Source organism: Streptomyces sp. NRRL F-2580, assembly GCF_000720115.1.
Taxonomy (GTDB): domain Bacteria; phylum Actinomycetota; class Actinomycetes; order Streptomycetales; family Streptomycetaceae; genus Streptomyces.
On record NZ_JOIR01000039.1, the window covers coordinates 1 to 21,758 of the forward strand.

A 21,758-nucleotide genomic window follows, 5' to 3' on the forward strand; every position below is an offset into this window, starting at 1 on the left:
CCCCCGCACCCACCCCCCCCACGCCCTCCCCCGGCGGCCCCGGCGGGCGGACCGGTACGGCGAGTCCGGCGGCGCCGCGGCCGGTTCCCCCCGCGTCCGACGACAAGGCCGCCCCCGCCGGCTACCACATGGTCGAGGACCCGGAGGGCTTCTCGCTCGCCGTCCCCCTCGGCTTCACGCGCAAGGTCGAGGGGCCGCGGATCTTCTACATGTCCCCCGGCGAGACCTTCCGCATCGGCATCAAGGTGGCTGATCCGGAATCGGGCGGTCCGCTCGCCGTGCACCAACGGGCCCACGCCAAGGGGCCGTCGAACAACCCCGGCTACCGGGACGCCGAGGTCGTGGCCAGCACGCACGACGGCCACGAGGCCGCCCTCTGGCTGTTCACCTGGAACGGCTTCTCGGCGGCCGAAGGCCCCCGGCACACCCGCGACCTGTGCTGGGAGGAGGGCGGGCGGCTGTACGACGTGTGGGTCTCCTCGCCGGTCGGGCGTTCCGGTGAGGCCCGCGGCTACTTCGACACGGCGGTGCGGACCTTCGTACGGACCGGCTGAGCGGCGCACCGGGACGGTTCCGTCCGGTTCCGGGCGACCGGGAGCAGAAGGCGACGGGAACCGATCAGGAGGAGCCGGAACTGACCCGCCTGCACAAGACGGTGCTGGTCCTGGTCGTCCTGGTCTCCTCCTTCATGATCTTCCGGCCGGCCCCCCTAGACTGGGGACACATGTCCGACTCCCTTCCTCCCGGCGACGCGACCGCCGGACCTGCCGCCGGGCCACCGGCCGCCGTCCGGGCCGCGATGCGAAGGCCGCTGCGGTTCCTGGGCTCGTGGTGGCCCTGGCGGTGCTGGGCGTACGCGGGCAGCGGGTTCCTCATCGGCTATCCGGTACTGGTCGTGCTGGGGCTGCTCGTCGGGCTCGGGGTGGTGCTCGCGGTGGCCGGGATCGGGCTGCTGCTCCTGCTCTGCGCGGTCGTCGCCGGGGTGCCGCTGGGCGCGCTGGAGCGGTGGCGGCTGCGGTGCGTGGAGCCCGTGCCGGTGGCGGATCCGCACGCCTCGCTCGCCGGGGCCGGGCCGGCGGCCTGGCTGCGGACGAGGCTGCGCGAGCGGGCCACCTGGCGGGAGTTCGGGTACGCCGCTCTGCTCGGGCCGGTCTTCGGGGCGGCCGGGTTCATCGTGATCACTCTGGTGGCGTTCTCCCTGATCCTCGTCGCGACCCCGGTCACCGTCCGGGCCATCGCTCCCGACCAGGTGATGCTGATACCCGGCCGGGCCGTCTCCGGGCCGCTGGAGGCCCTGGGCGGCACGGCGGCCGGACTGGTCGGGCTGCTGGTGGCGGCGTACGCGGGAGGCCTGCTCGCGGGGGCCCAGGTCGCGACCGTGCGCCGGCTGCTCGGGCCGCGCGAGGAAGCCGACCGGGTCCTGGAGCTCACCCGCTCGCGGGTCCGGCTCGTCGAGGCCTTCGAAGCCGAACGGCGCCGCATCGAGCGGGACCTGCACGACGGCGCCCAGCAGCAGCTGGTCGCGCTCAGCATGACCCTGGGCCTCGCCGAACTGGAGCTGCGGGGGCTGCCGGAGGCCGCCGGAGCCGCCGCGCTGGTGGCCCGGGGCCGCGGCGAGGCGAAGGTGGCCCTGGAGCAACTGCGCGACCTCGTACGGGGCATCCACCCGCAGGTGCTCACCGACCACGGGCTCGGGGCGGCCGTGGCCGAGGTGGCCCTGCGTCATCCCGTGCCCGTCACGGTGGACCTGGACCTGCCCCGGCTGCCCGAACCGGTCGAGATCACCGCGTACTTCACGGTCACCGAGGCCCTCGCGAACGCCGCCAAGCACAGCGGTGCCTCGCGGATCGTGGTCGCGGGTAGGGTCGAGGGCGACCGGCTCACCCTCTCCGTCACCGACGACGGCCGCGGCGGCGCCGATCCCGGCGCGGGGGCGGGACTGGCGGGACTCGCGGACAGGGTGGCGATGTTGAAGGGCAGGCTGGTGGTGTCCAGTCCGGTGGGCGGGCCGACCGAACTGCGCGTGGAGGTCCCGTGCTCAGGCTGATCCTCGCCGAGGACTCCGTACTGCTGCGCGCCGGGCTGACGGAGCTCCTCACCCGCGGCGGCCACCGGGTCCTCGCCGCCGTCGGCAACGCCGACGAGCTCGTACGGGCGGTGGAGGCGGAGCGGCCGGACGCCGTCGTCACGGATGTGCGGATGCCGCCCGGCTTGCGCGACGAAGGCCTGCGCGCCGCGCTCGAACTCCGCTCCCGGGACGCGTCGTTGCCCGTGCTCGTGCTCTCCCAGTACGTGGCCACGGCCTACGCCACCCAGCTGTTCACCGGAGCCTCGGCGGCCGGACTGGGCTATCTCCTCAAGGACCGCGTCGGCGAGGTCGCCGAGTTCCTCGACGCCCTTCAGCGGGTCGCCGACGGCCAGACGGTCATCGACCCGGAGGTGGTACGGGTCCTGCTCGGCCGGCAGTCCGAGGAGCGGCCGCTGGCCCGGCTGACGCCGCGCGAGCGCGAGGTGCTGACCCTGATGGCCTCGGGCCTCAACAACCAGGCCTTGGCCGCACGGCTGTTCATCACCGAGGCCGCCGTGGTCAAGCACGCGTCCAGCATCTTCACGAAGCTCGACCTGGACGCCACCGAGGGCAACCGCCGCGTCCTCGCGGTCCTGGCCCACCTGGCGGGCCAGGAGGCCTAGGGGGTGTCCCCTCGCGGGGTTCCGGTCCTGATCAGCAGGGCGGCCGGCAGGGCCGCGAGGAGGAGGCCGCCGACCACGCACCACAGGGCGGTGGTGTAGGAGTCCAGCAGCCGGGCGAACAGGTCGGTGTCGTCCGAGACCGCGTTGAGGTGGCTCATCAGGACGGTGCCGAGCACGGCCCCGCCGATCGACTGCCCTACGTGGTGGGCCGCGCCGAGGGCCGCCGAGGCCCCGCCGGCGTGCCGCGGGGTCACCCCGGCGGTCGCGAGGGAGTAGAGCGGGACGAGGGTCAGGCCCAGGCCGACGCCCGTGAGCAGCATGCCGGGCAGCATCCCGGTCGCGTAGGTGGCCGCACCCCCCACACCCGCCAGCAGGGCCAGCCCGAGGGCCGTGAGCAGCAGGCCGGGCAGGATCAGGGCACGCGGTGCGAAGCGGGGCAGCAGACGGGCGGAGACCTGGGTGGCCGTCACCAGGGCGGCGGCGACCAGGGGCAGGTGGGCCGTCCCGGACGCGGCCGGTCCCTCGCCGCGGATCTGCTGGGCGAAGAAGCCCAGCGCGGGGAGGAGGGCGACCGTGGCGGCGCCCGTGAACAGGACGACCAGGAGGGAGGCGAGGCGGCTCCGGTCGGCGAGGACGTACGGCGGGAGCAGCGGGCCGGACGTCCTGGTCTCCCACCCCAGGAAGGCGGCGAGCAGCACGATGCCGCCCACGAGCAGCAACAGGCTCAGGGGGACGGCCCAGCCGACCGTCCCGACCTCGACGAGGCCGTAGGTCAGGGCCGCGAGTCCCGCCGATCCGAGGAGCACCCCGGGTCCGTCGAACCGGGCGCCGGTACGGCCCGGGCGGTCGGGCAGCAGGGTGAGCGCGCCGATCAGGGCGAGCACGGCGAGCGGGACGACCGACCACAGGGCCCAGCGCCACGCCAGGACCTCGGCGAGCCACCCGCCCGTGAACACGCCGAGCGCGCTGCCGCCCGCAGCGACCGCCGCGTAGATCCCGAAGGCCCGGCCGCGTTCCCGGGGGTCGGTGAAACCGGTGGCCACCAGGGACAGGGCCGCCGGGACGAGCAGGGCGGCGGAGGCGCCCTGCAGGGCGCGGGAGGTGATCAGCAGCCCGGCGCCGTCGGCCGCGCCGCCGAGCACCGCGGCCACCGCGAACCCGATCAGGCCGGCCACCAGCAGCCGCCGGGCCCCGAGCAGGTCGGCGAGGTGCCCGCCGAGCAGCAGCAGCCCGCCGAGGGCGACCAGGTAGGCGCTGAAGGCCGGGCCGATGCCGTCGCCGCTGATGCCGAAATCGGCGTGCATCTGTGGCCCCAGCAGGTTGAACTGCGCCGCTTCGACCAGCACCAGCAGCTGCGTCAGGGCGAGGACCGCGAGGCCCCACCACCGTCTGGGGTGTGGGGGCGCGGGGGCGGACGGGTCGCCGGGGACGGGGCCCGGGGGCGGGCCGAAGCCGTCCGAGGGGCCGAAGTGGCCGGGGGCCGTGGGGGCGTACGCGGGCGGTGTCCCGTACGGGGAGGCGTCCTGCCGGGACTGCGCCGGCACGAGGCGGGGGTCCGGCGCCCCGGCGGGCGGTCCCCCGGCCGGAGCCTCGCCGCCGGCTCCGGCTCCGACTCCGGCTCCGAGTCCCACTCCGGCTCCGGCTCCGGCTCCGGGAGGAGACGCCGGGGCGTAGTCCAGCAGCCGCGCGGCGTGTCGCCCGAGTTGGGCCAGTACCGCACCCGGGAGCCATTCCCCGGGTGCGTCCGCCGCCGTACGCGCCGCCACCTCGTCGGGGGTGGGCCGCCGGGCCGGGTCCTTGTGCAGGCACGCGCCGACGAGGTCGACCATCGACTCCGGTACGCCGGTCAGGTCGGCCTCCTCCTCGGCGATCCGGAAGAGATGGGCGTTCAGCCCGGTGTCCGTGGCGCCGAAGAGCATGCGCCCCGTGGCGGCGTACACGAGGACCGCGCCGAGGCAGAAGACGTCGCTGGCGGGGGTCAGTTCGAGTCCGCGTACCTGTTCCGGGGACATGAACCCCGGCGAGCCGATCAGCATGCCGGTACGGGTGTGCAGGCTGTCGCCGGTCAGGCTGTCCATCGCCCGCGCGATGCCGAAGTCGATGACGCGGGGCCCGTCGACGGTGACGAGCACGTTGGACGGCTTGAGGTCGCGGTGGATCAGGCCCGCGTCGTGCACGGCCCGCAGCGCGAGCGCGAGCCGGTTGGCGAGGGTCCGCACCGAGTCCTCGGGCAGCGGACCGAACTGCCGGGCGACCACGGTCTGGAGGTCGGGCCCCGGGATGTACTGGGTCGCCACCCAGGGAACGGCGGCCTCGGTGTCGGCGTCGAGCACCGCCGCCGTCCAGCTGCCGCCCACCCGGCGCGCGGCGGCCACCTCGCGTGCGAACCTCCTGCGGAATTCGGGGTTCCCGGCGAACTCCGCCTGCACCACCTTCACGGCGACGGTACGGCCGCCCTCGGAGCGGCCCAGGTAGACCAGGCCCATGCCGCCCGCCCCCAGCCGGGCGATCAAGCGGTACGGTCCCATACGGGTCGGGTCTTCGGCGATCAGCTGATCCACGGACGGAAGGATAGTGCAACTATCCAATGTACGGGGACCGTCAGGCGAAATGCCCTCCCGACCGCTCGTTCCGCGCTGTCGGCCGCCCGTCCGACGGCCGGAGCCGGAAGGAGCCAGTCACGACGCGGGAGACGCCCGGGACCGTCACCGTACGGGACCAGAGCGCCAGCAGCACCGGGAGCGCCAGGTAGCCGAAGCGGCCGGCGGGGGCCAGCAGGAAGGCCGTGGTGAGGCCGATCGCGAGGCGGTCGGCCGCCGCGACCAGTGTGCGCGGGGGCCGGACCAGCAGCGAGAGGGCCACGGCCAGGCCGCCCAGCACCAGCAGGGCCACCGTCAGGTACCAGCCCCAGGAGCCGAGTTCGGCGAGGAGGTGTCCGGGGAGCGGGCTGCCGGCCGGGGTCGGGACCTCCGCGCGCCCGGTGGGGAAGGCGAACACCTGTCGCCACACCTCGCGCGGCTGGAGCAGTGCACCCGGCAGCACCAGCAGGGCCGTGCCGCCGGCCGCCACCAGCGCGCAGCGCACCGCCGGCCGCCCGCCCCGGCAGATGGCGAGCAGGCTCACCGCCACCGCCACCGCGGGCAGCGCCGTCCACTTCAGCGCGCAGGCCCCGGCGAGGGCCGCGCCCGCCACCGCGGGCCGGCCCGCCGCCGCGGCGGCGAGCGCCAGGCAGCACAGCCCGGCCAGCGGCAGGTCCACCCCGCTGACGGCCAGGGGCAGCGCCACCACGGGCGAGGCCACGAGCGCGGGGAGCAGCGGCGACCGGGCCGCGCCGAGCAGTCGCCGCCCGGCCCACAGGCTGCCGAACAGGGCCGCCGCGCACCAGATCCGGGCGTCGCCCAGCAGCCGGAGGGCCCAGCCGTCCCCGCCGCCGAGCAGCGCCCGCGGGAGGCCGAGCAGGGCCATGCCCGGCAGGTACGGCGTGTACTCGTCCACGGCCGCGGGCCCCTCCACGTAGAGCCGGCCGGACTCCAGCAGGAGCCGCCCGGACCGTTCGATGACCCTCACCTCCGACTGTCCCTGGCCGGTCAGGACCAGCCACAGCAGCGGCACGGCGACGGCCCCGAGCAGCGCGGCGCCGAGTGCGGCGCGGCGGCGGCCCAGGGCGGTGGCCGCGGCGGCGGCGAGGTAGCCGCTCGCCGCGCACCAGCCCCACAGCCGGTGGGGTCCCAGCGGGGACAGCAGCGGAAAGGACAGCGCCCAGGCGGCCGCGAGCAGCCAGCCCGCAGTCCAACGGGCGGTACGGGAAAGGGTCATGGCCCCATTCCAGCCGCGCGGCCCCCACCGGGTCTGCACGCCCAGGTGGACACTTCACGGTGGGGTTTTCCCTACCGTCCCGCCCGGCGGGCACGCGAAAGGGGCGCGACCCCGGAAGGTCGCGCCCCTCACGTGGTGGTCGCTCGAAGGCTCAGGCCTCCGGGGAACCGCCGAAGCGCTCGCGGTAGGACTCCAGGTCCTCCTCGGTGACCCGCGCGAAGAGCACCGGCGGCACGGTGAACGGCGTACCGGCCGGGACCGCGTCCAGTGCCTTGGCCTGCTCGGGGGCGATCCAGGCGGCCGTGTCGTCAGCGAGGTCGAAGGAGGAGCGCATGGCGCGCGCCGAGGCCGGGATGAACGGCTCGGAGACCACCGAGTAGAGGTGGATGAGGTTCATCGCGGTGCGCAGGGTGAGCGCCGCGCCGTCGAGGTCGGTCTTGACCTCCAGCCAGGGGGCCTTCTCGTCGAGGTACGCGTTGCCGGCCGACCACAGGGCGCGCAGCGCGGCCGCGGCCTTGCGGTACTGGAGGGAGTCCATGTGGCCCTCGTACTCGGCCAGCAGCTCGGCGATCTGCTCGCCCAGCTTGGCCTCGACCTCGCCTGCGGGGCTGCCGGCGGGGACCTCGTCGCCGAACTTCTTCCGGGAGAAGGTCAGTACGCGGTTCACGAAGTTGCCGAGGGTGCCGCCGAGGTCCTTGTTGACCGTGGCGGCGAAGTGCTCCCACGTGAACGACGAGTCGTCGGACTCGGGCGCGTTGGCGATGAGGAAGTAGCGCCAGAAGTCGGCCGGGAGGATCTCCAGCGCCTGGTCGGTGAAGACGCCGCGCTTCTGCGAGGTGGAGAACTTGCCGCCGTAGTACGTCAGCCAGTTGAAGGCCTTGACGTAGTCGACCTTCTTCCACGGCTCGCGGGTGGCCAGTTCGGTGGCGGGGAACATCACCGTGTGGAACGGGACGTTGTCCTTGGCCATGAACTGCGTGTAGCGGACGTCCTCGGCCTCGTACCACCACGACTTGTAGTCGCGGTTCGCCGGGTCCAGGTCCGACCACTCCTTGGTGGACCCGATGTACTCGATCGGGGCGTCGAACCAGACGTAGAAGACCTTGCCCTCGGCGGCCAGCTCGGGCCAGGTGTCGGCCGGGACCGGGACGCCCCAGTCGAGGTCACGGGTGATGGCGCGGTCGTGCAGGCCCTCGGTCAGCCACTTGCGGGCGATGGAGGAGGCGAGCTGCGGCCACTCCTCCTCGTGCTCGGAGACCCAGGCCTCGACCTCGTGCTGGAGCTTGGACTGCAGGAGGAAGAGGTGCTTGGTCTCGCGGACCTCCAGCTCGGTGGAGCCGGAGATGGCCGAGCGGGGCTCGATCAGGTCCGTGGGGTCCAGGACGCGGGTGCAGTTCTCGCACTGGTCGCCACGTGCCTTGTCGTAGCCGCAGTGCGGGCAGGTGCCCTCGACGTAGCGGTCCGGCAGGAAGCGGCCGTCGACCGGCGAGTAGACCTGCCGGATCGCGCGCTCCTCGATGAAGCCGTTCTCCTGGAGCCTGCGCGCGAAGTGCTGGGTGATCTCGCGGTTCTGCGCGGAGGAGCTGCGGCCGAAGTAGTCGAAGGACAGCTCGAAGCCGTCGTAGACCGCCTTCTGGGCGTCGTGGGCCTGCGCGCAGAACTCGGCGACCGAGATGCCGGCCTCCTTGGCGGCGAGCTCGGCGGGGGTGCCGTGCTCGTCGGTGGCGCAGATGTAGAGGACGTCGTGGCCGCGCTGGCGGAGGTACCGGGAGTACACATCCGCCGGAAGCATCGACCCGACCATGTTGCCCAGGTGCTTGATCCCGTTGATGTACGGAAGCGCGCTGGTGATCAGGTGTCGAGCCATCCTCGGATGCTCCATTTCCTATGTGCGGTACCACGTGACGTGACGGACTGTGAATGCGGTTCATCGTATCGAACCGCCGAAAGGCCACGCGCCGCATTTGTTCATGGGTGGACGTAACGCAAAAGCGAGGGCAGTGACCTCTCCGTCACGGCCCTCGCGATCGGGCCCATGTTACAGGCGGACCGCCGGCCGCCGGACCGGTGGTCCGGCGGCACCGGCAGCGGGCATATGCATACGTGCCGGCTGGAGCCTCCTGCGATCGACATCGATCACAAGTCGATCATCACCGACGCAATGCTTCCAGGTTTCTTCTCTGCGCCCTCCGAGTGCGCCCGCGCTGCTTTCCTGTTCTGCGCACAGGGGATGAGGTGGAGCGGTGAACGATGGCGGACCGGAGGAGTCCGGTGGGGCCGTGGGACTACCGAGCCGGCGTCGGCGGCCGACTCCCATGAGCCAGTGGCACCCGACGGCGCGCCTGTCGTACTGGGCCTTCCACGCCAACCGGCGGCCCGCGTACATGCGCTTCGCGTACCTGCACCTGGGTTCCGACGCGGCGGCGGAGGAGGCCGTGGACGCCGCCTTCGACTCGATCATGGGCGAATGGCTCCGGATGCTCCACATGGACCGCCTCGACGCCTACGCGTGGACGGTGCTCAAGCACTGCCTGGTCGACCGGCAGGGCCGGCGCCACCCCTGGCAGCAGCAGCCCGAGCCGATGGACATCAGCGCCTTCGAGGCCGCCCTCAAGGAGGCCCACGCCGACCAGTACGAGGTACTGACCGACACCATCCGCTTCTACTCCGCCGTCTCCCGGCTCGCCGAGCGCCAGCGCGACGCCGTACTCCTGCGGTACGGGCTCCAGTGCACCCCCGGTGAGGCCGCCGCCGTGATGGGCGTCGACGAGGCCACGGTCCGCTCCTACCTCGGCCAGGCCCACCGGCGGCTCGCGCGCCTCCTCGACACGTCCGCCGAATCAGCCGAATCCGCCGGCTCATGAAGCGGTACGAACCCCAGGAGCGGCGGGACGGCGACGGAACCCCGCGCTCGCTCGCCGAGTTCCTCGCCCGGGCCGGCGTGCGCGACCGCTACCGGTACTACGACCTCGGCGCGGCCGAGGCCCGGCTGCTGCGCGCCACGCCGCACGGCCCGGTCCCCGGACACCGGGCCCGGCGCCGGTCCGCCTACGGCTGGAGCGACCCGGCCGGGGACTGCCCGCTCGACGCCGAGCGGGCCCGGCGCGACCTCAAGGCCGTCTGCCTGGCCTCGGTGTGCGCGCCGAAGGCCGGGGCGCACCTCGACAACTTCGGCACCGGCGGGCGCACCGACCTGGCCGGCGCGGTCGTCTTCGGCTGCCTGCTGCACCTGGCCGGGCTGCGCGAAGGCTCCCGCTTCTGGTGGCAGTTCGCGGCAGGTTCCGGGAGCCCGCCGACCGCCGCCGCCGCGTACTGCCTCTTCCTCGACCACTCCCGGCGCGGTGAACACCACGACGCCCGGCTCTGGGCGCGCGAGCTGGGCCGCCGCGGCTTCCGGCCGGGCGGCCGGCGGGACCTGCGGGAGGTCCGGCTGTGCGCGCAGGCGGCCGTGCTGCGCTACGTCGACCAGTTCGAGGACCCCGATCTGGGCCCGGTGCCGCTGCCGCGGCCCGGGCTGTCCGGGGTGCTGGCCGCGTTCCTGGCGCCGCCCGTCTCCGTGGCGGCGACGGCAACGGAGACGGCGACGGCGACCGTCCCGGCACCGGTGGCCTCGGCACCGGTGGCCACGGTCCGGCCGGCCGCCGGGCCGCTGCGCCACCCGGCACTGACGGCGGCGGCCCGCGGGACCGTCGTCCAGGGCGGGACGAGCGAGGCCCTGGCGGAGGCCCGCCGCGCGCTGGCCGTCGTACGCGTCCTGGAACAGCACCCGCTCGGGGTGCGGGCCGCCCAGCTGGCCCGCGAGGCGAGCCTCGCCGAGGGGGAGCTGCGCCCGCTCCTGTCGATGCTGTGCGAGGAGGAGTACGCGTACCGCCCGGGCGCGGGGGTGTACGCGCGCGGGCCCGCCCTGGACCGGCTCGCCGCCCCCGGCGGCCACGGCCTGACCGGCCAGCTCCAGCGCACCCTGGCCCTGGCCCGGGACAGCGCGGGCGCCGCGGTGTACCTCAGCCGGTACGCCGAGGGCGAGGTCCGGATCACGCAGACGGCGGACGGGCCCGCGGCCCCGCCGGTGCGGGAGTGGGTGGACTTCCGGGCGGCCGCGCACGCCAGCGCGGTCGGCAAGTGCCTGCTGACCCAGCTCGACCACGACCGCCGCGCCGACCACGTGGCCCGGCACCGGACCGCCCGGCTCACCCCGCGGACGATCACCGACAGCAGGGTGCTGTTCAGCGCGCTGGACGCGGTCGCTCCGGGCGCGCCCGTCTTCGACCTGCTCGAGTACTCCCCCGGGGTCGTCTGCTCGGCGGTCCCGATCGCCACCGGCGACGCGGCCGGGAGCCTCGCGCTCTCGCTGCCCGCGACCCATGCCCACCGGCTGCCCGAGGCCACCGCGGCCCTGCGCCGCAAGGCCGTCCCGGTCCTCCTGGCCCTGCTCCTGACCGGCGCGATCCCCCCGGACGCCACGGCCGCCGCCGCGGCCCCCGCGGACGCCCCCGCCGCGGAGCCCCCGGCTCGGCCCGTGCCGATGAGGGCGCCGGTCACCCCGGAGACCCTCCGCCACCTGCGCCGCCTCTTCCGCACCCCGCTCACCGGAGCCACGGCCACCCCGGGCGGCCCCCACCTGGTCAGCGACACCACGGCCGCGGCGGCCTACCTCTTCGACGCCGCCCCGGCCGGCGACCAGCCCCGCCTGTCCCTGCCCCACACCTTCACGTCGGTCGCCCCGGGCAGCCTGACCACCCCGACGGGCCTGGTGGTCCTTAGCACGTGAACGGCAAAAAAGAAGAACCCCACACGATGTGTGGGGTTCTTTCTTGTGTCCGAGGGGGGACTTGAACCCCCACGCCCGATAAAGGGCACTAGCACCTCAAGCTAGCGCGTCTGCCATTCCGCCACCCGGACCAGGTGGTCGGCCCCGGTTTCCCGCGGCGACATGGACAACAATAGCAAAGGATCGGCGGGCTTCCGACCACATATCCGAGCGGTGGGCGTCCGCCACGCCGGGCTGACCTGCGGGCATGCACCGACGGGCGTAGCGAGACGGCATGTCTCGCCGGGGGCGGGCGGGGTCGCCGTCTACCTCGCCGGGGACCTGGACTTCCGGGCCGTGCTCGGGAGCGGCCCGGCCCGGTTCCGGGCGGCGGCGCTGGTGCTCGTCCTGGCGACGGTCCCGGTCGGCACGGGTGCCTCCGGGCTCCGGCAGCCGGTGGCGCTCGTCGTCGTGCTGCCGGGGACGCCGGGAGCCGAGGTGCGCCGTGCCCCGGGCCGCACGGCGACGCCTACGGGCAGCTGATGACCTGGCCCGCGTAGGAGAGGTTGCCGCCGAAGCCGAACAGGAGGACCGGGGCGCCGCTGGGGATCTCGCCGCGCTGGACCAGCTTGGACAGGGCCATCGGGATGCTGGCGGCCGAGGTGTTGCCGGAGTCGACGACGTCGCGGGCGACGACGGCGTTGACGGCGCCGATCTTGGCGGCGAGCGGCTCGATGATCCGCAGGTTCGCCTGGTGCAGGACGACCGCGGCCAGGTCCTCCGGGGTGATCCCGGCCTTCTCGCACACCTTGCGGGCGAGCGGCGGGAGCTGGCTGGTGGTCCAGCGGTAGACGGACTGGCCCTCCTGGGCGAAGACCGGCGGCGAGCCCTCGATCCGGACCGCGTTGCCCATCTCCGGGACCGAACCCCACAGCACCGGGCCGATGCCCGGCTCCTCGCAGGCCTCGACGACGGCCGCGCCGGCGCCGTCGCCGGTGAGCACGCAGGTGGTGCGGTCGTTCCAGTCGGTGATCTCGGTCATCTTGTCGGCGCCGATGACCAGGGCGCGGGTGGCGGAGCCGGCGCGGATGGCGTGGTCGGCGGTGGCCAGGGCGTGGGTGAAGCCCGAGCAGACGACGTTGATGTCCATCACGGCGGGGCCGCCGCCCATGCCCAGCTTGGCGGCGACGCGCGCGGCCATGTTGGGCGAACGGTCGATCGCGGTGGAGGTGGCGACCAGGACGAGGTCGATGTCGTCCGGGGTCAGGCCGGCGCCGGCCAGCGCCTTGCCCGCCGCCTGGTAGGCCAGCTCGTCCACCGGCTCGTCCGGGCCCGCCATGTGGCGGGTGCGGATGCCGACGCGGGACCGGATCCACTCGTCGGTGGTGTCGACCATGGCCGCGAGGTCCTCGTTGGTGAGCACTTTCGCGGGCTGGTAGTGCCCTAGCGCCACCACGCGTGAACCGGTCATGGGCGGGGTCCCCCCTTGTACGGAAGTCAGGATCACCCAGCTTTGCCTGCTACTGGTGGGTACGGGTGCGTGTGACCCGACAGGATTCCGGCCCCGGATTTTGGAGCTTCCCGAGGATCCACCTGCCGGGAGCGTCGCGGGAAGCGGAACCGGGACAATGAGCTCGTCGGATACCGGCGAGAAAGCAGAAGGGGAGGGCTGATCACCATGGGACGGGTCACCGAACGTCGTCGCGTCGTCCGGATCCGGAACGGCGGGGCGGGCGTCCGCCCGGACACGCTGGTGGCCGAGGAGCCGCTGGAGATACGTCTGAACGGCAAGCCCCTGGCCATCACGATGCGTACGCCGGGCGACGACTTCGCGCTGGCGGTGGGCTTCCTCGTCAGCGAGGGAGTGCTCGCGGCGGCCTCGGACGTGCAGGCCGTCACGTACTGCGAGGGGGCCACCGAGGACGGTTCGAACACCTACAACGTGGTCAACGTGCAGCTGGCCGCCGGGGTTCCGGTGCCGGACATCACGCTGGAGCGGAACGTCTACACCACCTCCTCCTGCGGCCTGTGCGGCAAGGCCAGCCTGGACGCAGTCCGTACGGCGACCCGTTTCCCGGGGATCGCCGCCGATCCGGTACGGGTACCCGCGGAGGTCCTCTGCGAGCTCCCGGACCGGCTGCGCGCGGCCCAGAAGGTCTTCGACCGTACGGGCGGACTGCACGCGGCGGGGCTGTTCACGGCACGGGGCGAGCTGCTGGACCTGCGGGAGGACGTGGGCCGGCACAACGCGGTCGACAAGATCGTCGGCCGTGCGTTCCAGGCCGGCCGCCTCCCGCTGACGGGCGCGGTCCTGCTGGTGTCGGGCCGGGCCTCCTTCGAGCTCGTGCAGAAGGCCGTGATGGCGGGCGTCCCGGTGCTGGCGGCCGTCTCCGCGCCGTCCTCGCTGGCGGTGGACCTGGCGCTGGAGTCGGGGATGACGCTGGTCGGCTTCCTGCGGGGGCCGGACATGAACATCTACGCGGGCGAGGAGCGGATCACCCTCTAGCCTTCCGGCGGCCGCGGCGGGCGGTGTCGGCGGCCGGCTTCGGGGCCGGGGGGTCGATGCGGTGGAGGTCCAGGGTGGCCGGGAGCGGGGTGGTGCCCGGGCCGCCGGATTCGGCCCAGGCGATGATCTCGTCGGTCGCGGTGTCGTCCAGGGCCCAGCCGAACCAGGTCGCGCGGGCGCCGCGGCGGCGGGCTTCGGTGGTGGGCTGCACCACGATGACGTTGGCCTGGGCGCAGGGGCCGAGGCACTCGCTCGTACGGACGGCCAGGCGGCCCCCGGAGGCGGCCGCGGCCTCGCGCAGCCGGGCGAGTTGGCCGGCGTGGTCGGAGCCGGGGTTCTTGCGGGGGTCGCCGCAGCAGCAGCCGCGGCAGACCACGAGGGTGCAGGGGCGTTCGGCGTGGGCGGCGAGCGGGCGTATCCAGGTCACCACCGCACGTTATCGGGCCTGGCCGGTGGGCTGTTGGGCCGCGGGCGAGACCTCCGCCACACGGTCGGGGGCGGGTTCGCGGTCCGGGTCCTGGGCGCGGCGGCGGGCGATGACCGCGCAGACCATCAGCTGCATCTGGTGGAAGAGCATCAGCGGGAGCACGGCGAGGCCGGCCTGGGCTCCGAACAGCACGCTGGCCATGGGGAGTCCGGCGGCCAGGCTCTTCTTCGACCCGGCGAACTGGATGGCGATGCGGTCCGCGCGGCCGAAGCCGAGGCGGGCCGAGCCGTACCAGGTGACGAGCAGCATGACGGCGAGGATCACCGCCTCGACCAGCAGCAGGGCGCCGATGCGCGGCGGGCTGACCTGGTGCCAGATGCCCGCGGTCACGCCCGCGCTGAAGGCGGCGTAGACGACGAGCAGGATCGAGCCGCGGTCGACGTAGCCGAGGACCTGCTTGTGGCGGACGAGGAAGCCGCCGACCCAGCGGCGCAGGGACTGCCCGAGGAGGAAGGGCAGCAGCAGCTGGAGGGTGATCTTGAGGAGCGAGTCGAGGGAGAAGCCGCCCGCGTGGCCGCCGAGCAGGCCGGCGGCGAGGAGGGGGGTGAGGGCGATGCCGGCCAGGCTGGAGAAGGAGCCGGCGCAGATCGCGGCGGGCACGTTGCCGCGGGCGATCGAGGTGAAGGCGATGGAGGACTGGACGGTCGAGGGGACCAGGCAGAGGAAGAGCAGGCCGGCGTAGAGCGGCTGGGTCAGGACGGCGGGAACGAGACCGCGGGCGGCCAGGCCGAGGAGCGGGAAGAGCAGGAAGGTGCAGGCGAGCACGGTGAGGTGCAGCCGCCAGTGGCGCAGTCCTTCGAGGGCCTCGCGGGTGGAGAGCCGGGCGCCGTAGAGGAAGAAGAGCAGGGCCACGGCCGCGGTGGAGGCGCCGTCGGCGATCGGGGCGGCCGCACCGCGGGCGGGGAGCAGGGCGGCGAGGCCGACGGCGGCGAGCAGGGCCAGGACGTACGGGTCCAGGGGCAGCCGGGCGGGGAGGTGCGGGCGGCGCATGTGCGGGGTGCTCACTTGCTGTCGGGGGGAGTGGCGCCCGGGTGGACGGACCCGGGCGCTGTGCTCCCTCCATGGTCGACGGTGGGCGGTGATCGGGAAACCCGTACACCGCACTCACTGTCATCACGACCCGCGATGGCAGGCGGGTGTCATCTCTCGCCGGTCTCCGCGGCGGACGCCGGGGCCGGGGCGGGTGCGTCAGTGGTGGTGGCGGTGGCACTGGCACTGGCGGCGGCGGTGGCGATCAGGGCCTCGGCGAGGTTCTCCTTGCGCATCCGCAGGTCGACGTAGAGCAGGGCGTTCACCAGCGAGGGGAAACCGTACTGGAAGAGCGCGCTGAGTACGCCGCCGACCAGCACGGCGATCGCGTACACGATGATCCCGACGATGATCTCTTCCGGATCGGCGTGGCCCTCGCTCCCCGCCGACAAGGCGGGGACGAGCGAGACCATGCCGACCAAGCCGAAGGGCATCTGGATGGCGTAGCCGACGGCGCCGGCCACGATGGACCCGACCAGCGAGATGCCGAACACGCGCCACCAGCCGCCGCTGACCAGCTGGGAGGAGCGCCGCAGGGAGGCGACCGGCCCGAGACCCTCGCACACGGCGACGGCGGGCGCGAGGCTGAACCGTGTCATCAGCCAGGCCGCGACGGGCAGGTAGAGCAGGACGCCCGGGATCAGCACGGCGAGGGCGGCCGGCGGACCGGAGCCGTCGGCGGACATGACGATCAGCGGGATGCAGACCGCGTAGAGGACGAGGATCGGCCCGCCCACGATCAACCCCGTCAGCAGCAGGGTTCCGAGCACCGACGGCAGCCGGGACCAGCAGCGGCTCCACATCGCGACGAAGGTCGTGGGCCGGCCGACCACGGCCTCCTGCACCACCGCGGGGCACAGGGCGGCGATCATCGCCGCGCACAGCGTCACCACGACCAGCAGGAGCACACCGGCCGGCACGAAGGACAGGAACAGGGCCGCCACGTCCGCGCCGTCGGGGTCTTCGCCCGGCGCGAGGTCGAAGACGGCGGCGAAGCGGTCCTGCGTGACGGCGACGGTGACGCCGATCGCCGCGACCATGATCATGACTCCGACGGCCTGTACCGCGAGCATCACGCCGATCAGGGGCTTGGCGTACCGGCGGAAGGTCGTGAAGGCACCGTTGAGTATCTCGCTCACGGCGAGCGGGTGCAGGGGTATGACGCCGGGCTTGGGCGGCGGCGGGAACGGCGGCGGCCAGCTCCCTCCCCACGACGGATTCGGCTGTCCCGGGTACGGTCCCGGCCCCGTGTTGTACGACATCAGTTGTCCCCCTCGAAATGAAGGGACACGGTAACCCGCCCCGGTGCGGTCCGGAGCAGCCGCCCCCGGCCCCCGTGGACCGCTCGTGCGCAGGTCAACGGCCACGACGCTGACCGGCGGCGGTGGGAACGGCCTAGCATCAGCGGTGTGTACGACCCCGTCCAGCTGCGTACGTTCCTCACGGTGGCCCAGACGCTCAGCTTCACCCAGGCCGCGGGGCGGCTCGGCGTGCGGCAGTCCACGGTCAGTCAGCACGTACGGCGGCTGGAAGAGGCGACGGGACGGCCGCTGTTCGTCCGGGACACGCACAGCGTGGAGTTGACGGAGGACGGCGAGGCGCTGCTCGGCTTCGCGCGGACGATCCTGGAGGCGCACGAGCGGGCGGCGGCCTTCTTCGCGGGGACGCGGCTGCGCGGGCGGCTGCGGTTCGGGGCCTCGGAGGACTTCGTGCTGACGCGGCTTCCGGAGATCCTGGAGGGCTTCCGGCACGAGCACCCCGAGGTGGATCTGGAGCTGTCGGTGGAGCTCTCGGGAACGCTGCACGAGCGGCTGGACGCGGGGCGGCTGGACCTGGTGCTGGCGAAGCGGCGCGGCCCGGGCGACGAGCGGGGCCGCCTGGTATGGCGGGACCGGATGGTGTGGATCGGCGCGGAGGGGTTGCGGGTTGACCCGGAGCGTCCCGTTCCGCTGATTGTCTTCCCGCCACCGGGCATCACCCGGGCCCGTGCGCTGGAGGTGCTGGAACGCGAGGGCCGGGCCTGGCGGATCGCGTGCACGAGCGGCAGCCTGAGCGGTCTGATCGCGGCGGCCCGGGCCGGGCTGGGCGTGATGGCGCACACCCGCGGGCTGATCCCGCCGGGCCTGGTGCGGGTCGGCGGGCTGCCCGAGCTGGGGCCGGTGGAGTTCGCGCTGCTCCGCGGGCCGCGCGCCTCCGCCGCGGCCGAGGCGCTGGCGGCGGCGGTGCTCTCCGGCGCGGACCGGCTCAGCCGCACCGGCTGACCCGCCCGCGCCGCCCGGGAGTCCCGGAACGTCGCACGTCAGAGGCATGGGACGGCGCGTCACTGGGGAGGTCTTGTGGAGGAATCCGATTGCTGATCAACGCCCCCTGACCGTGAGGTACGTTCACCCGCGGCGCGCGGAGAGGAGCGGGGCCTTGCGCGAGATCACCGTCCCACCGGTCGTCACGGGCGCGCCCGTCGGCGGACTGGCCGACGTCGTCTTCCGGCACGCCCACGAGGATCCGGACCGGGTGGTGCTCGGCCGCAAGACCGACGGTGTCTGGCGGGACGTCACCTCCGGGGAGCTGGCCGCCGAGGTGCTGGCGCTCGCCAAGGGGCTGCTGGCCCAGGGCGTGCGCTTCGGGGACCGGGTCGCCGTCATGTCCCGCACCCGGTACGAGTGGACCCTCTTCGACTTCGCCCTGTGGGCGATCGGTGCCCAGCCCGTCCCCGTCTATCCGACGTCCTCCGCCGATCAGGTGCACTGGATCCTGTACGACACCGACTGCACGGCCTGCGTGGTCGAGGACGAGGACCAGGCCATGACCGTGGGCTCGGTCATCGACCGGCTCCCCCACCTGCAACGGCTGTGGCAGCTCGACGCCGGGGCCGTGGAGGACCTCGTCGCGGACGGCCGCGGGGTCGCCGAGGACGTCGTGCACCGCCATCGCCGCGCCGTGACGCCGGACGCGACGGCCACCGTCATCTACACCTCCGGCACCACCGGCCGCCCCAAGGGGTGCGTGCTGACGCACGCCAACTTCATGTACGAGGCGGACACCCTGGTGACCCGCTGGGAGTCCGTGTTCCAGGGCAGACAGGGAGAGCAGCCGTCGACCCTGCTCTTCCTGCCGCTGGCCCACGTCTTCGGGCGGATGGTGGAGGTGGCCGCCGTCCGGGCACGGGTCAAGCTCGGGCACCAGCCCGTGCTGGCGGCGGCCGAGCTGCTGCCCGACCTGGCCGCCTTCCGGCCGACCTTCGTGCTCGGGGTCCCGTACGTCTTCGAGAAGGTCTTCGCGGCCGCCCGCCGCAAGGCGGAGGCGGAGGGGCGTTCGGGCCCCTTCGACCGGGCGGTGGAGACGGCCGTGCGGTACGCGGAGGCGCGCGAGCGGAAGGCGTTCGGCATCGGGCCGGGGCCCTCGGCCGGGCTGCGGATGGAGCACCAGCTCTTCGAGAAGCTGGTCTACGGGAAGGTCCGCGAGGCGATGGGCGGCCGGGTGCGGCACGCCATGTCGGGCGGGTCGGCGATGTCGCGCCGCCTGGGGCTGTTCTTCGACGGCGCCGGTATCACGGTGTTCGAGGGGTACGGGCTGACCGAGTCGTGCGCGGCGGCCACCGCGAACCCGCCGGGCGCGACGAAGTACGGCACGGTGGGCCGGCCGATCCCGGGCAGCGCGGTGCACATCGCGGACGACGGGGAGGTGTGGCTCCAGGGCAGCCACATATTCGCCGGGTACCTCAACGACCCGCGCGCCACGGAGGCGGTGCTGCGCGGCGGCTGGCTGGCGACCGGGGACCTGGGGCGGCTGGACGAGGGCGGCTACCTCACGATCACCGGCCGCAAGAAGGACATCCTGGTGACCTCCAACGGCAAGAGCGTCGCGCCGGCCGCGCTGGAGGAGCGGGTCCGTTCGCATCCGCTGGTGTCGCAGTGCGTGCTGGTGGGCAACGACCGGCCGTACATCGCGGCCCTGCTCACGCTGGACATGGACGGGATCGCGCACTGGCTGTCGATGCGCGGCCGGCCGCAGCTGCCGGCCCCGGACCTGGTGAACGACCCCGAGCTGACGGCGGAGGTCCGCCGGGCGGTGGTGGCCGCCAACACGCTGGTGTCGCAGGCGGAGGCGATCCGCACGTTCCGGGTGCTGGGCGAGCAGTTCACGGAGGAGCGGGGGCTGCTGACGCCCTCGCTGAAGCTGAAGCGCCGGGCGATCGAGAAGGCGTACGCCAAGGAGGTCTCGGCGCTCTACTCGTCGTGAGTGGGGTGCCCGGCGTTCACCCCGGACGGGGCGTCGGCTTGGGCGTGGTCCGGCGGGTGGCCGAGCGCAGCGCGAAGGCCATCACCACTTCGAACACGCCGAGCAGGACGAGCCACAGGCCCAGCAGCCGCGTCAGGGCGACCGCGGAGTCCACCGGGAAGCAGAGCACGACGATTCCGGCCACGACGCCGAGGGCGCCGAGGCCGAAGGTCAGGCCCCGGTGCACGAGCGCGCGGTCGGCGATGGCGACGTATGCCGTGAGCACTCCGGTCATCAGCCAGAACACCCCGACGACTAGGGACAGCGCACCGATCGTCTGCATCGGATGCCGCAGCACCAGGACGCCGGCCAGGAACGCCAGCAGGGCGATCAGGACGCCGGCCAGCCTGCTGCTGCCCCCGTCACTGCTGTGGGAGAAGGCCGAGACGAAGCGGAAGCCGCCGGCCACCAGCAGCTGCAGGCCGATGATCACGGCCAGGATGTGCAGCGTCTCGTCGGGCCAGACGAGCACCAGGATGCCCGGAATCAGGGTCGCGAGGGCGAAGCCGAGTGCCCAGTGCCACGAGTTGCCGAGCTGCCCGAGGACGTCCTCGGGGTCGCTCTGCGCGTGCCGCGGCGCCGCATCGGAGGGTACGGTCATCACGCCTCCAGGGACAGCCGGACGGCACGCGGGGGTACCACGAGCCGCCGGACATGCTTTTTACCTTTCCGATCCACTTTAGCCGGATATGACGGGCTTTGCCGCGCCGAAGGCGGGCCCGCCCCCACGGCCCCCTCGGGGCGGAGCACCTCGTCGGCACCCCTTGGCCGCGATCGTCCCATCACCCCGGTCACCGCAGGTCCGGCCCCCTCCCCGGCCCCCCTTCACCGGAACTGACGGTCCGTCATTTCTCTTTGCCGTAAACATTGACGGTGCGTCAGCTCACGCACAGAATGCGGGGATTCCGACCGGAGGGGATCCCCCGACATGTTGCGACCGATCCGCACCCTGGCCGCCGCGGCGGCGGCCCTCGCGCTCGTCTCCGCCTGCAACTCCGCCTCCACGAACGGCACCAGCCCGGGCGCGCCCGGCGACGGCCCCGGGAACTCCCGCGGGGTCACCGCCGACTCGATCAAGGTCGGCGGCATCGTGTCGATGACCAGCGCCAGCGGCTACAGCAAGAAGGACACCGACCTCGGCGCCAAGGCCCGCTATATGAGGGCCAACGCCGAGGGGGGCGTCAACGGCCGCAAGATCGACTACCTGGGCGCGGAGGACGACGGCCAGGACCCCGCGAAGAACCTGGCGGCCGCCCGCAAGCTCGTCCAGCAGGACAAGGTCTTCGCCGTCTCCCCCATGAGCTCGGTGACCTTCTCCGGAGCCGACTTCCTGGAACAGGAGAAGGTCCCCACCTTCGGCTGGGGCACCCTGCCCTCCTTCTGCGGGCCCCAGTACATCTACGGGTTCAACGGCTGCCTGGTCCCCACCCCCGGCGGCACCCTGAACCAGACCTGGCCCGAGGGCATCGCCACGGTCCTCGGCGGGGCACAGGGCAAGTCGGTCGCGGTCATCGCCAACGACAGCGACGCCGGGAAGTTCGGCATCCGGACCTTCCAGCAGGGCTTCACCAGCGCCGGGTTCACCGTCTCCTACGCCAAGGCCTCCGTGCCGGCCGCCGCCGTCCCGAGCGACTGGTCCGCGTACGTGAAGGAGATCCTGGAGAGCAACGGCGGCAAGGCCCCGGACGCCGTGGTCTCCGTGATGCAGACCCCCAACAACATCGGGCTGTTCACCGCGCTCAAGCGCAGCGGGTACAAGGGGCTGCTCTCCGACCCGACCGACTACGACCCGGGCCTGCTCGCCAAGGACGCCACGAAGCAGGCGCTCGACGGGGTGCACGTCCTGCTGCAGTTCCAGCCGTTCGAGTCGACGGACCCGAAGATGGCGCAGTTCAAGGCGGACATCAAGGCGGCCGCGGACGGCCGGGAAGCCCCGCTGAACATGCACATGCTCACCGGGTACATGTCGGCCGACCTGTTCGTGTCCATCGCGCGGAAGGCGGGCAAGGACCTGACCGTCGAGTCCTTCCAGAGCGCAGCGCGGGGCTTCTCCGACACCGGCACCCTCGTCGGAGACCGGGCGGAGCCCAAGGGACAGAAGGACAGCTTCGGCTGTGGGGCGCTCGTACAGCTGAAGAACGGCGCGTACGAGGTCTCCGTCCCGTTCAAGTGCTACGAGCCCATCCCCTTCAAGTAGGGCTGCG

16 protein-coding genes, 1 tRNA gene and 2 pseudogenes are annotated in these 21,758 nt (G+C 73.4%); 10 read left to right on the forward strand and 9 right to left on the reverse strand.

What is annotated here, in order from left to right; all coding sequences use genetic code 11:
* The 3 genes and pseudogenes from IF88_RS0132330 to IF88_RS0132340 all read left to right on the forward strand — a co-directional run.
* Nucleotides 1-554, forward strand: a pseudogene (locus tag IF88_RS0132330) (serine/threonine protein kinase); the annotation flags it as partial.
* A gap of 170 nt (nt 555-724) precedes the next feature.
* Nucleotides 725-2,047 (forward strand): sensor histidine kinase, encoded by a 1,323-nt coding sequence (locus IF88_RS0132335; protein ID WP_051837928.1) that lies wholly within the window; start codon nt 725-727, stop codon nt 2,045-2,047.
* On the forward strand, nt 2,035-2,691 hold the full coding sequence (locus tag IF88_RS0132340) for a response regulator (protein WP_030720607.1): 657 nt from the start codon (nt 2,035-2,037) through the stop codon (nt 2,689-2,691). Before IF88_RS0132335 ends, IF88_RS0132340 begins: the two co-directional genes overlap by 13 nt.
* Here the strand turns inward: IF88_RS0132340 and IF88_RS47445 are convergent.
* The 3 genes from IF88_RS47445 to metG all read right to left on the reverse strand — a co-directional run bounded on the left by IF88_RS47445 (nt 2,688) and on the right by metG (nt 8,374).
* Complete coding sequence (locus tag IF88_RS47445) at nt 2,688-5,252, reverse strand: bifunctional serine/threonine protein kinase/MFS transporter (protein WP_078893281.1); 2,565 nt, start codon at nt 5,250-5,252, stop codon at nt 2,688-2,690. The genes IF88_RS0132340 and IF88_RS47445 overlap by 4 nt on opposite strands.
* A gap of 40 nt (nt 5,253-5,292) precedes the next feature.
* The gene (locus IF88_RS0132355; protein ID WP_051837917.1) at nt 5,293-6,507 is read right to left on the reverse strand and encodes a glycosyltransferase 87 family protein; all 1,215 of its coding nucleotides are present in this window, start codon (nt 6,505-6,507) and stop codon (nt 5,293-5,295) included.
* A 151-nt stretch (nt 6,508-6,658) separates the two neighbouring features.
* Nucleotides 6,659-8,374, reverse strand: a complete 1,716-nt coding sequence (metG, locus tag IF88_RS0132360; protein ID WP_030720614.1) for a methionine--tRNA ligase — start codon at nt 8,372-8,374, stop codon at nt 6,659-6,661.
* Between the two features lie 448 nt (nt 8,375-8,822).
* On the opposite strand from metG, the gene IF88_RS0132365 reads away from it, so the two are divergent.
* Both IF88_RS0132365 and IF88_RS48495 read left to right on the forward strand, forming a co-directional pair.
* Entirely contained in the window at nt 8,823-9,371 is a 549-nt protein-coding gene (locus tag IF88_RS0132365) for a sigma-70 family RNA polymerase sigma factor (protein WP_234323769.1), read from the forward strand.
* A gap of 851 nt (nt 9,372-10,222) precedes the next feature.
* A pseudogene (locus IF88_RS48495) lies at nt 10,223-10,942 on the forward strand (IclR family transcriptional regulator domain-containing protein); the annotation flags it as partial.
* Nucleotides 10,943-11,321: 379 nt separating this feature from the next.
* Here IF88_RS48495 and IF88_RS0132375 read toward each other — a convergent pair.
* Nucleotides 11,322-11,406, reverse strand: a tRNA-Leu gene (locus tag IF88_RS0132375).
* Nucleotides 11,407-11,488: 82 nt separating this feature from the next.
* Here IF88_RS0132375 and IF88_RS0132380 point away from each other — a divergent pair.
* Nucleotides 11,489-11,797, forward strand: a complete 309-nt coding sequence (locus IF88_RS0132380) for a hypothetical protein (protein ID WP_030720621.1) — start codon at nt 11,489-11,491, stop codon at nt 11,795-11,797.
* Here IF88_RS0132380 and IF88_RS0132385 read toward each other — a convergent pair.
* The gene (locus tag IF88_RS0132385) at nt 11,784-12,725 is read right to left on the reverse strand and encodes a beta-ketoacyl-ACP synthase III (protein ID WP_030720623.1); all 942 of its coding nucleotides are present in this window, start codon (nt 12,723-12,725) and stop codon (nt 11,784-11,786) included. The genes IF88_RS0132380 and IF88_RS0132385 overlap by 14 nt on opposite strands.
* Before the next feature lie 207 nt (nt 12,726-12,932).
* Between IF88_RS0132385 and fdhD the strand changes: the two genes are divergently transcribed.
* On the forward strand, nt 12,933-13,760 hold the full coding sequence (gene fdhD, locus IF88_RS0132390; RefSeq protein WP_030720626.1) for a formate dehydrogenase accessory sulfurtransferase FdhD: 828 nt from the start codon (nt 12,933-12,935) through the stop codon (nt 13,758-13,760).
* On the opposite strand, the gene IF88_RS0132395 is transcribed toward fdhD, so the two are convergent.
* The 3 genes from IF88_RS0132395 to IF88_RS0132405 form a co-directional block, all read right to left on the reverse strand.
* Entirely contained in the window at nt 13,750-14,187 is a 438-nt protein-coding gene (locus IF88_RS0132395) for a (2Fe-2S) ferredoxin domain-containing protein (protein WP_199808171.1), read from the reverse strand. The two genes, fdhD and IF88_RS0132395, sit on opposite strands and share 11 nt — an antisense overlap.
* A 9-nt stretch (nt 14,188-14,196) precedes the next feature.
* Complete coding sequence (locus IF88_RS0132400) at nt 14,197-15,237, reverse strand: bile acid:sodium symporter family protein (protein WP_030720631.1); 1,041 nt, start codon at nt 15,235-15,237, stop codon at nt 14,197-14,199.
* Between the two features lie 149 nt (nt 15,238-15,386).
* Nucleotides 15,387-16,415, reverse strand: a complete 1,029-nt coding sequence (locus IF88_RS0132405) for a hypothetical protein (RefSeq protein WP_158754701.1) — start codon at nt 16,413-16,415, stop codon at nt 15,387-15,389.
* A 270-nt stretch (nt 16,416-16,685) separates the two neighbouring features.
* Between IF88_RS0132405 and IF88_RS0132410 the strand changes: the two genes are divergently transcribed.
* Together IF88_RS0132410 and IF88_RS0132415 are read left to right on the forward strand one after the other, a co-directional pair.
* Nucleotides 16,686-17,537, forward strand: coding sequence for a LysR substrate-binding domain-containing protein (locus tag IF88_RS0132410; protein ID WP_030720637.1), 852 nt, complete (start codon nt 16,686-16,688; stop codon nt 17,535-17,537).
* A 154-nt stretch (nt 17,538-17,691) separates the two neighbouring features.
* Nucleotides 17,692-19,515: an AMP-dependent synthetase/ligase gene (locus IF88_RS0132415; RefSeq protein WP_030720640.1), complete on the forward strand. Its 1,824-nt coding sequence runs from the start codon at nt 17,692-17,694 to the stop codon at nt 19,513-19,515.
* Between the two features lie 16 nt (nt 19,516-19,531).
* Here IF88_RS0132415 and IF88_RS0132420 read toward each other — a convergent pair whose 3' ends face one another.
* The gene (locus IF88_RS0132420) at nt 19,532-20,155 is read right to left on the reverse strand and encodes an HdeD family acid-resistance protein (RefSeq protein ID WP_030720643.1); all 624 of its coding nucleotides are present in this window, start codon (nt 20,153-20,155) and stop codon (nt 19,532-19,534) included.
* A 327-nt stretch (nt 20,156-20,482) separates the two neighbouring features.
* Between IF88_RS0132420 and IF88_RS0132425 the strand changes: the two genes are divergently transcribed.
* Nucleotides 20,483-21,751: an ABC transporter substrate-binding protein gene (locus IF88_RS0132425; protein ID WP_030720645.1), complete on the forward strand. Its 1,269-nt coding sequence runs from the start codon at nt 20,483-20,485 to the stop codon at nt 21,749-21,751.
* The last annotated feature ends 7 nt before the right edge of the window (nt 21,752-21,758 follow it).

Coding starts and splice junctions, on each gene's coding strand:
- IF88_RS0132335 (WP_051837928.1), top strand. CDS start 725: ATGTCCGACTCCCTTCCTCCCGGCGACGCGACCGCCGGACCTGCCGCC.
- IF88_RS0132355 (WP_051837917.1), bottom strand. CDS start 6,507: ATGACCCTTTCCCGTACCGCCCGTTGGACTGCGGGCTGGCTGCTCGCG.
- metG (WP_030720614.1), bottom strand. CDS start 8,374: ATGGCTCGACACCTGATCACCAGCGCGCTTCCGTACATCAACGGGATC.
- IF88_RS0132365 (WP_234323769.1), top strand. CDS start 8,823: ATGAGCCAGTGGCACCCGACGGCGCGCCTGTCGTACTGGGCCTTCCAC.
- IF88_RS0132385 (WP_030720623.1), bottom strand. CDS start 12,725: ATGACCGGTTCACGCGTGGTGGCGCTAGGGCACTACCAGCCCGCGAAA.
- fdhD (WP_030720626.1), top strand. CDS start 12,933: ATGGGACGGGTCACCGAACGTCGTCGCGTCGTCCGGATCCGGAACGGC.
- IF88_RS0132400 (WP_030720631.1), bottom strand. CDS start 15,237: ATGCGCCGCCCGCACCTCCCCGCCCGGCTGCCCCTGGACCCGTACGTC.
- IF88_RS0132420 (WP_030720643.1), bottom strand. CDS start 20,155: ATGACCGTACCCTCCGATGCGGCGCCGCGGCACGCGCAGAGCGACCCC.
- IF88_RS0132425 (WP_030720645.1), top strand. CDS start 20,483: ATGTTGCGACCGATCCGCACCCTGGCCGCCGCGGCGGCGGCCCTCGCG.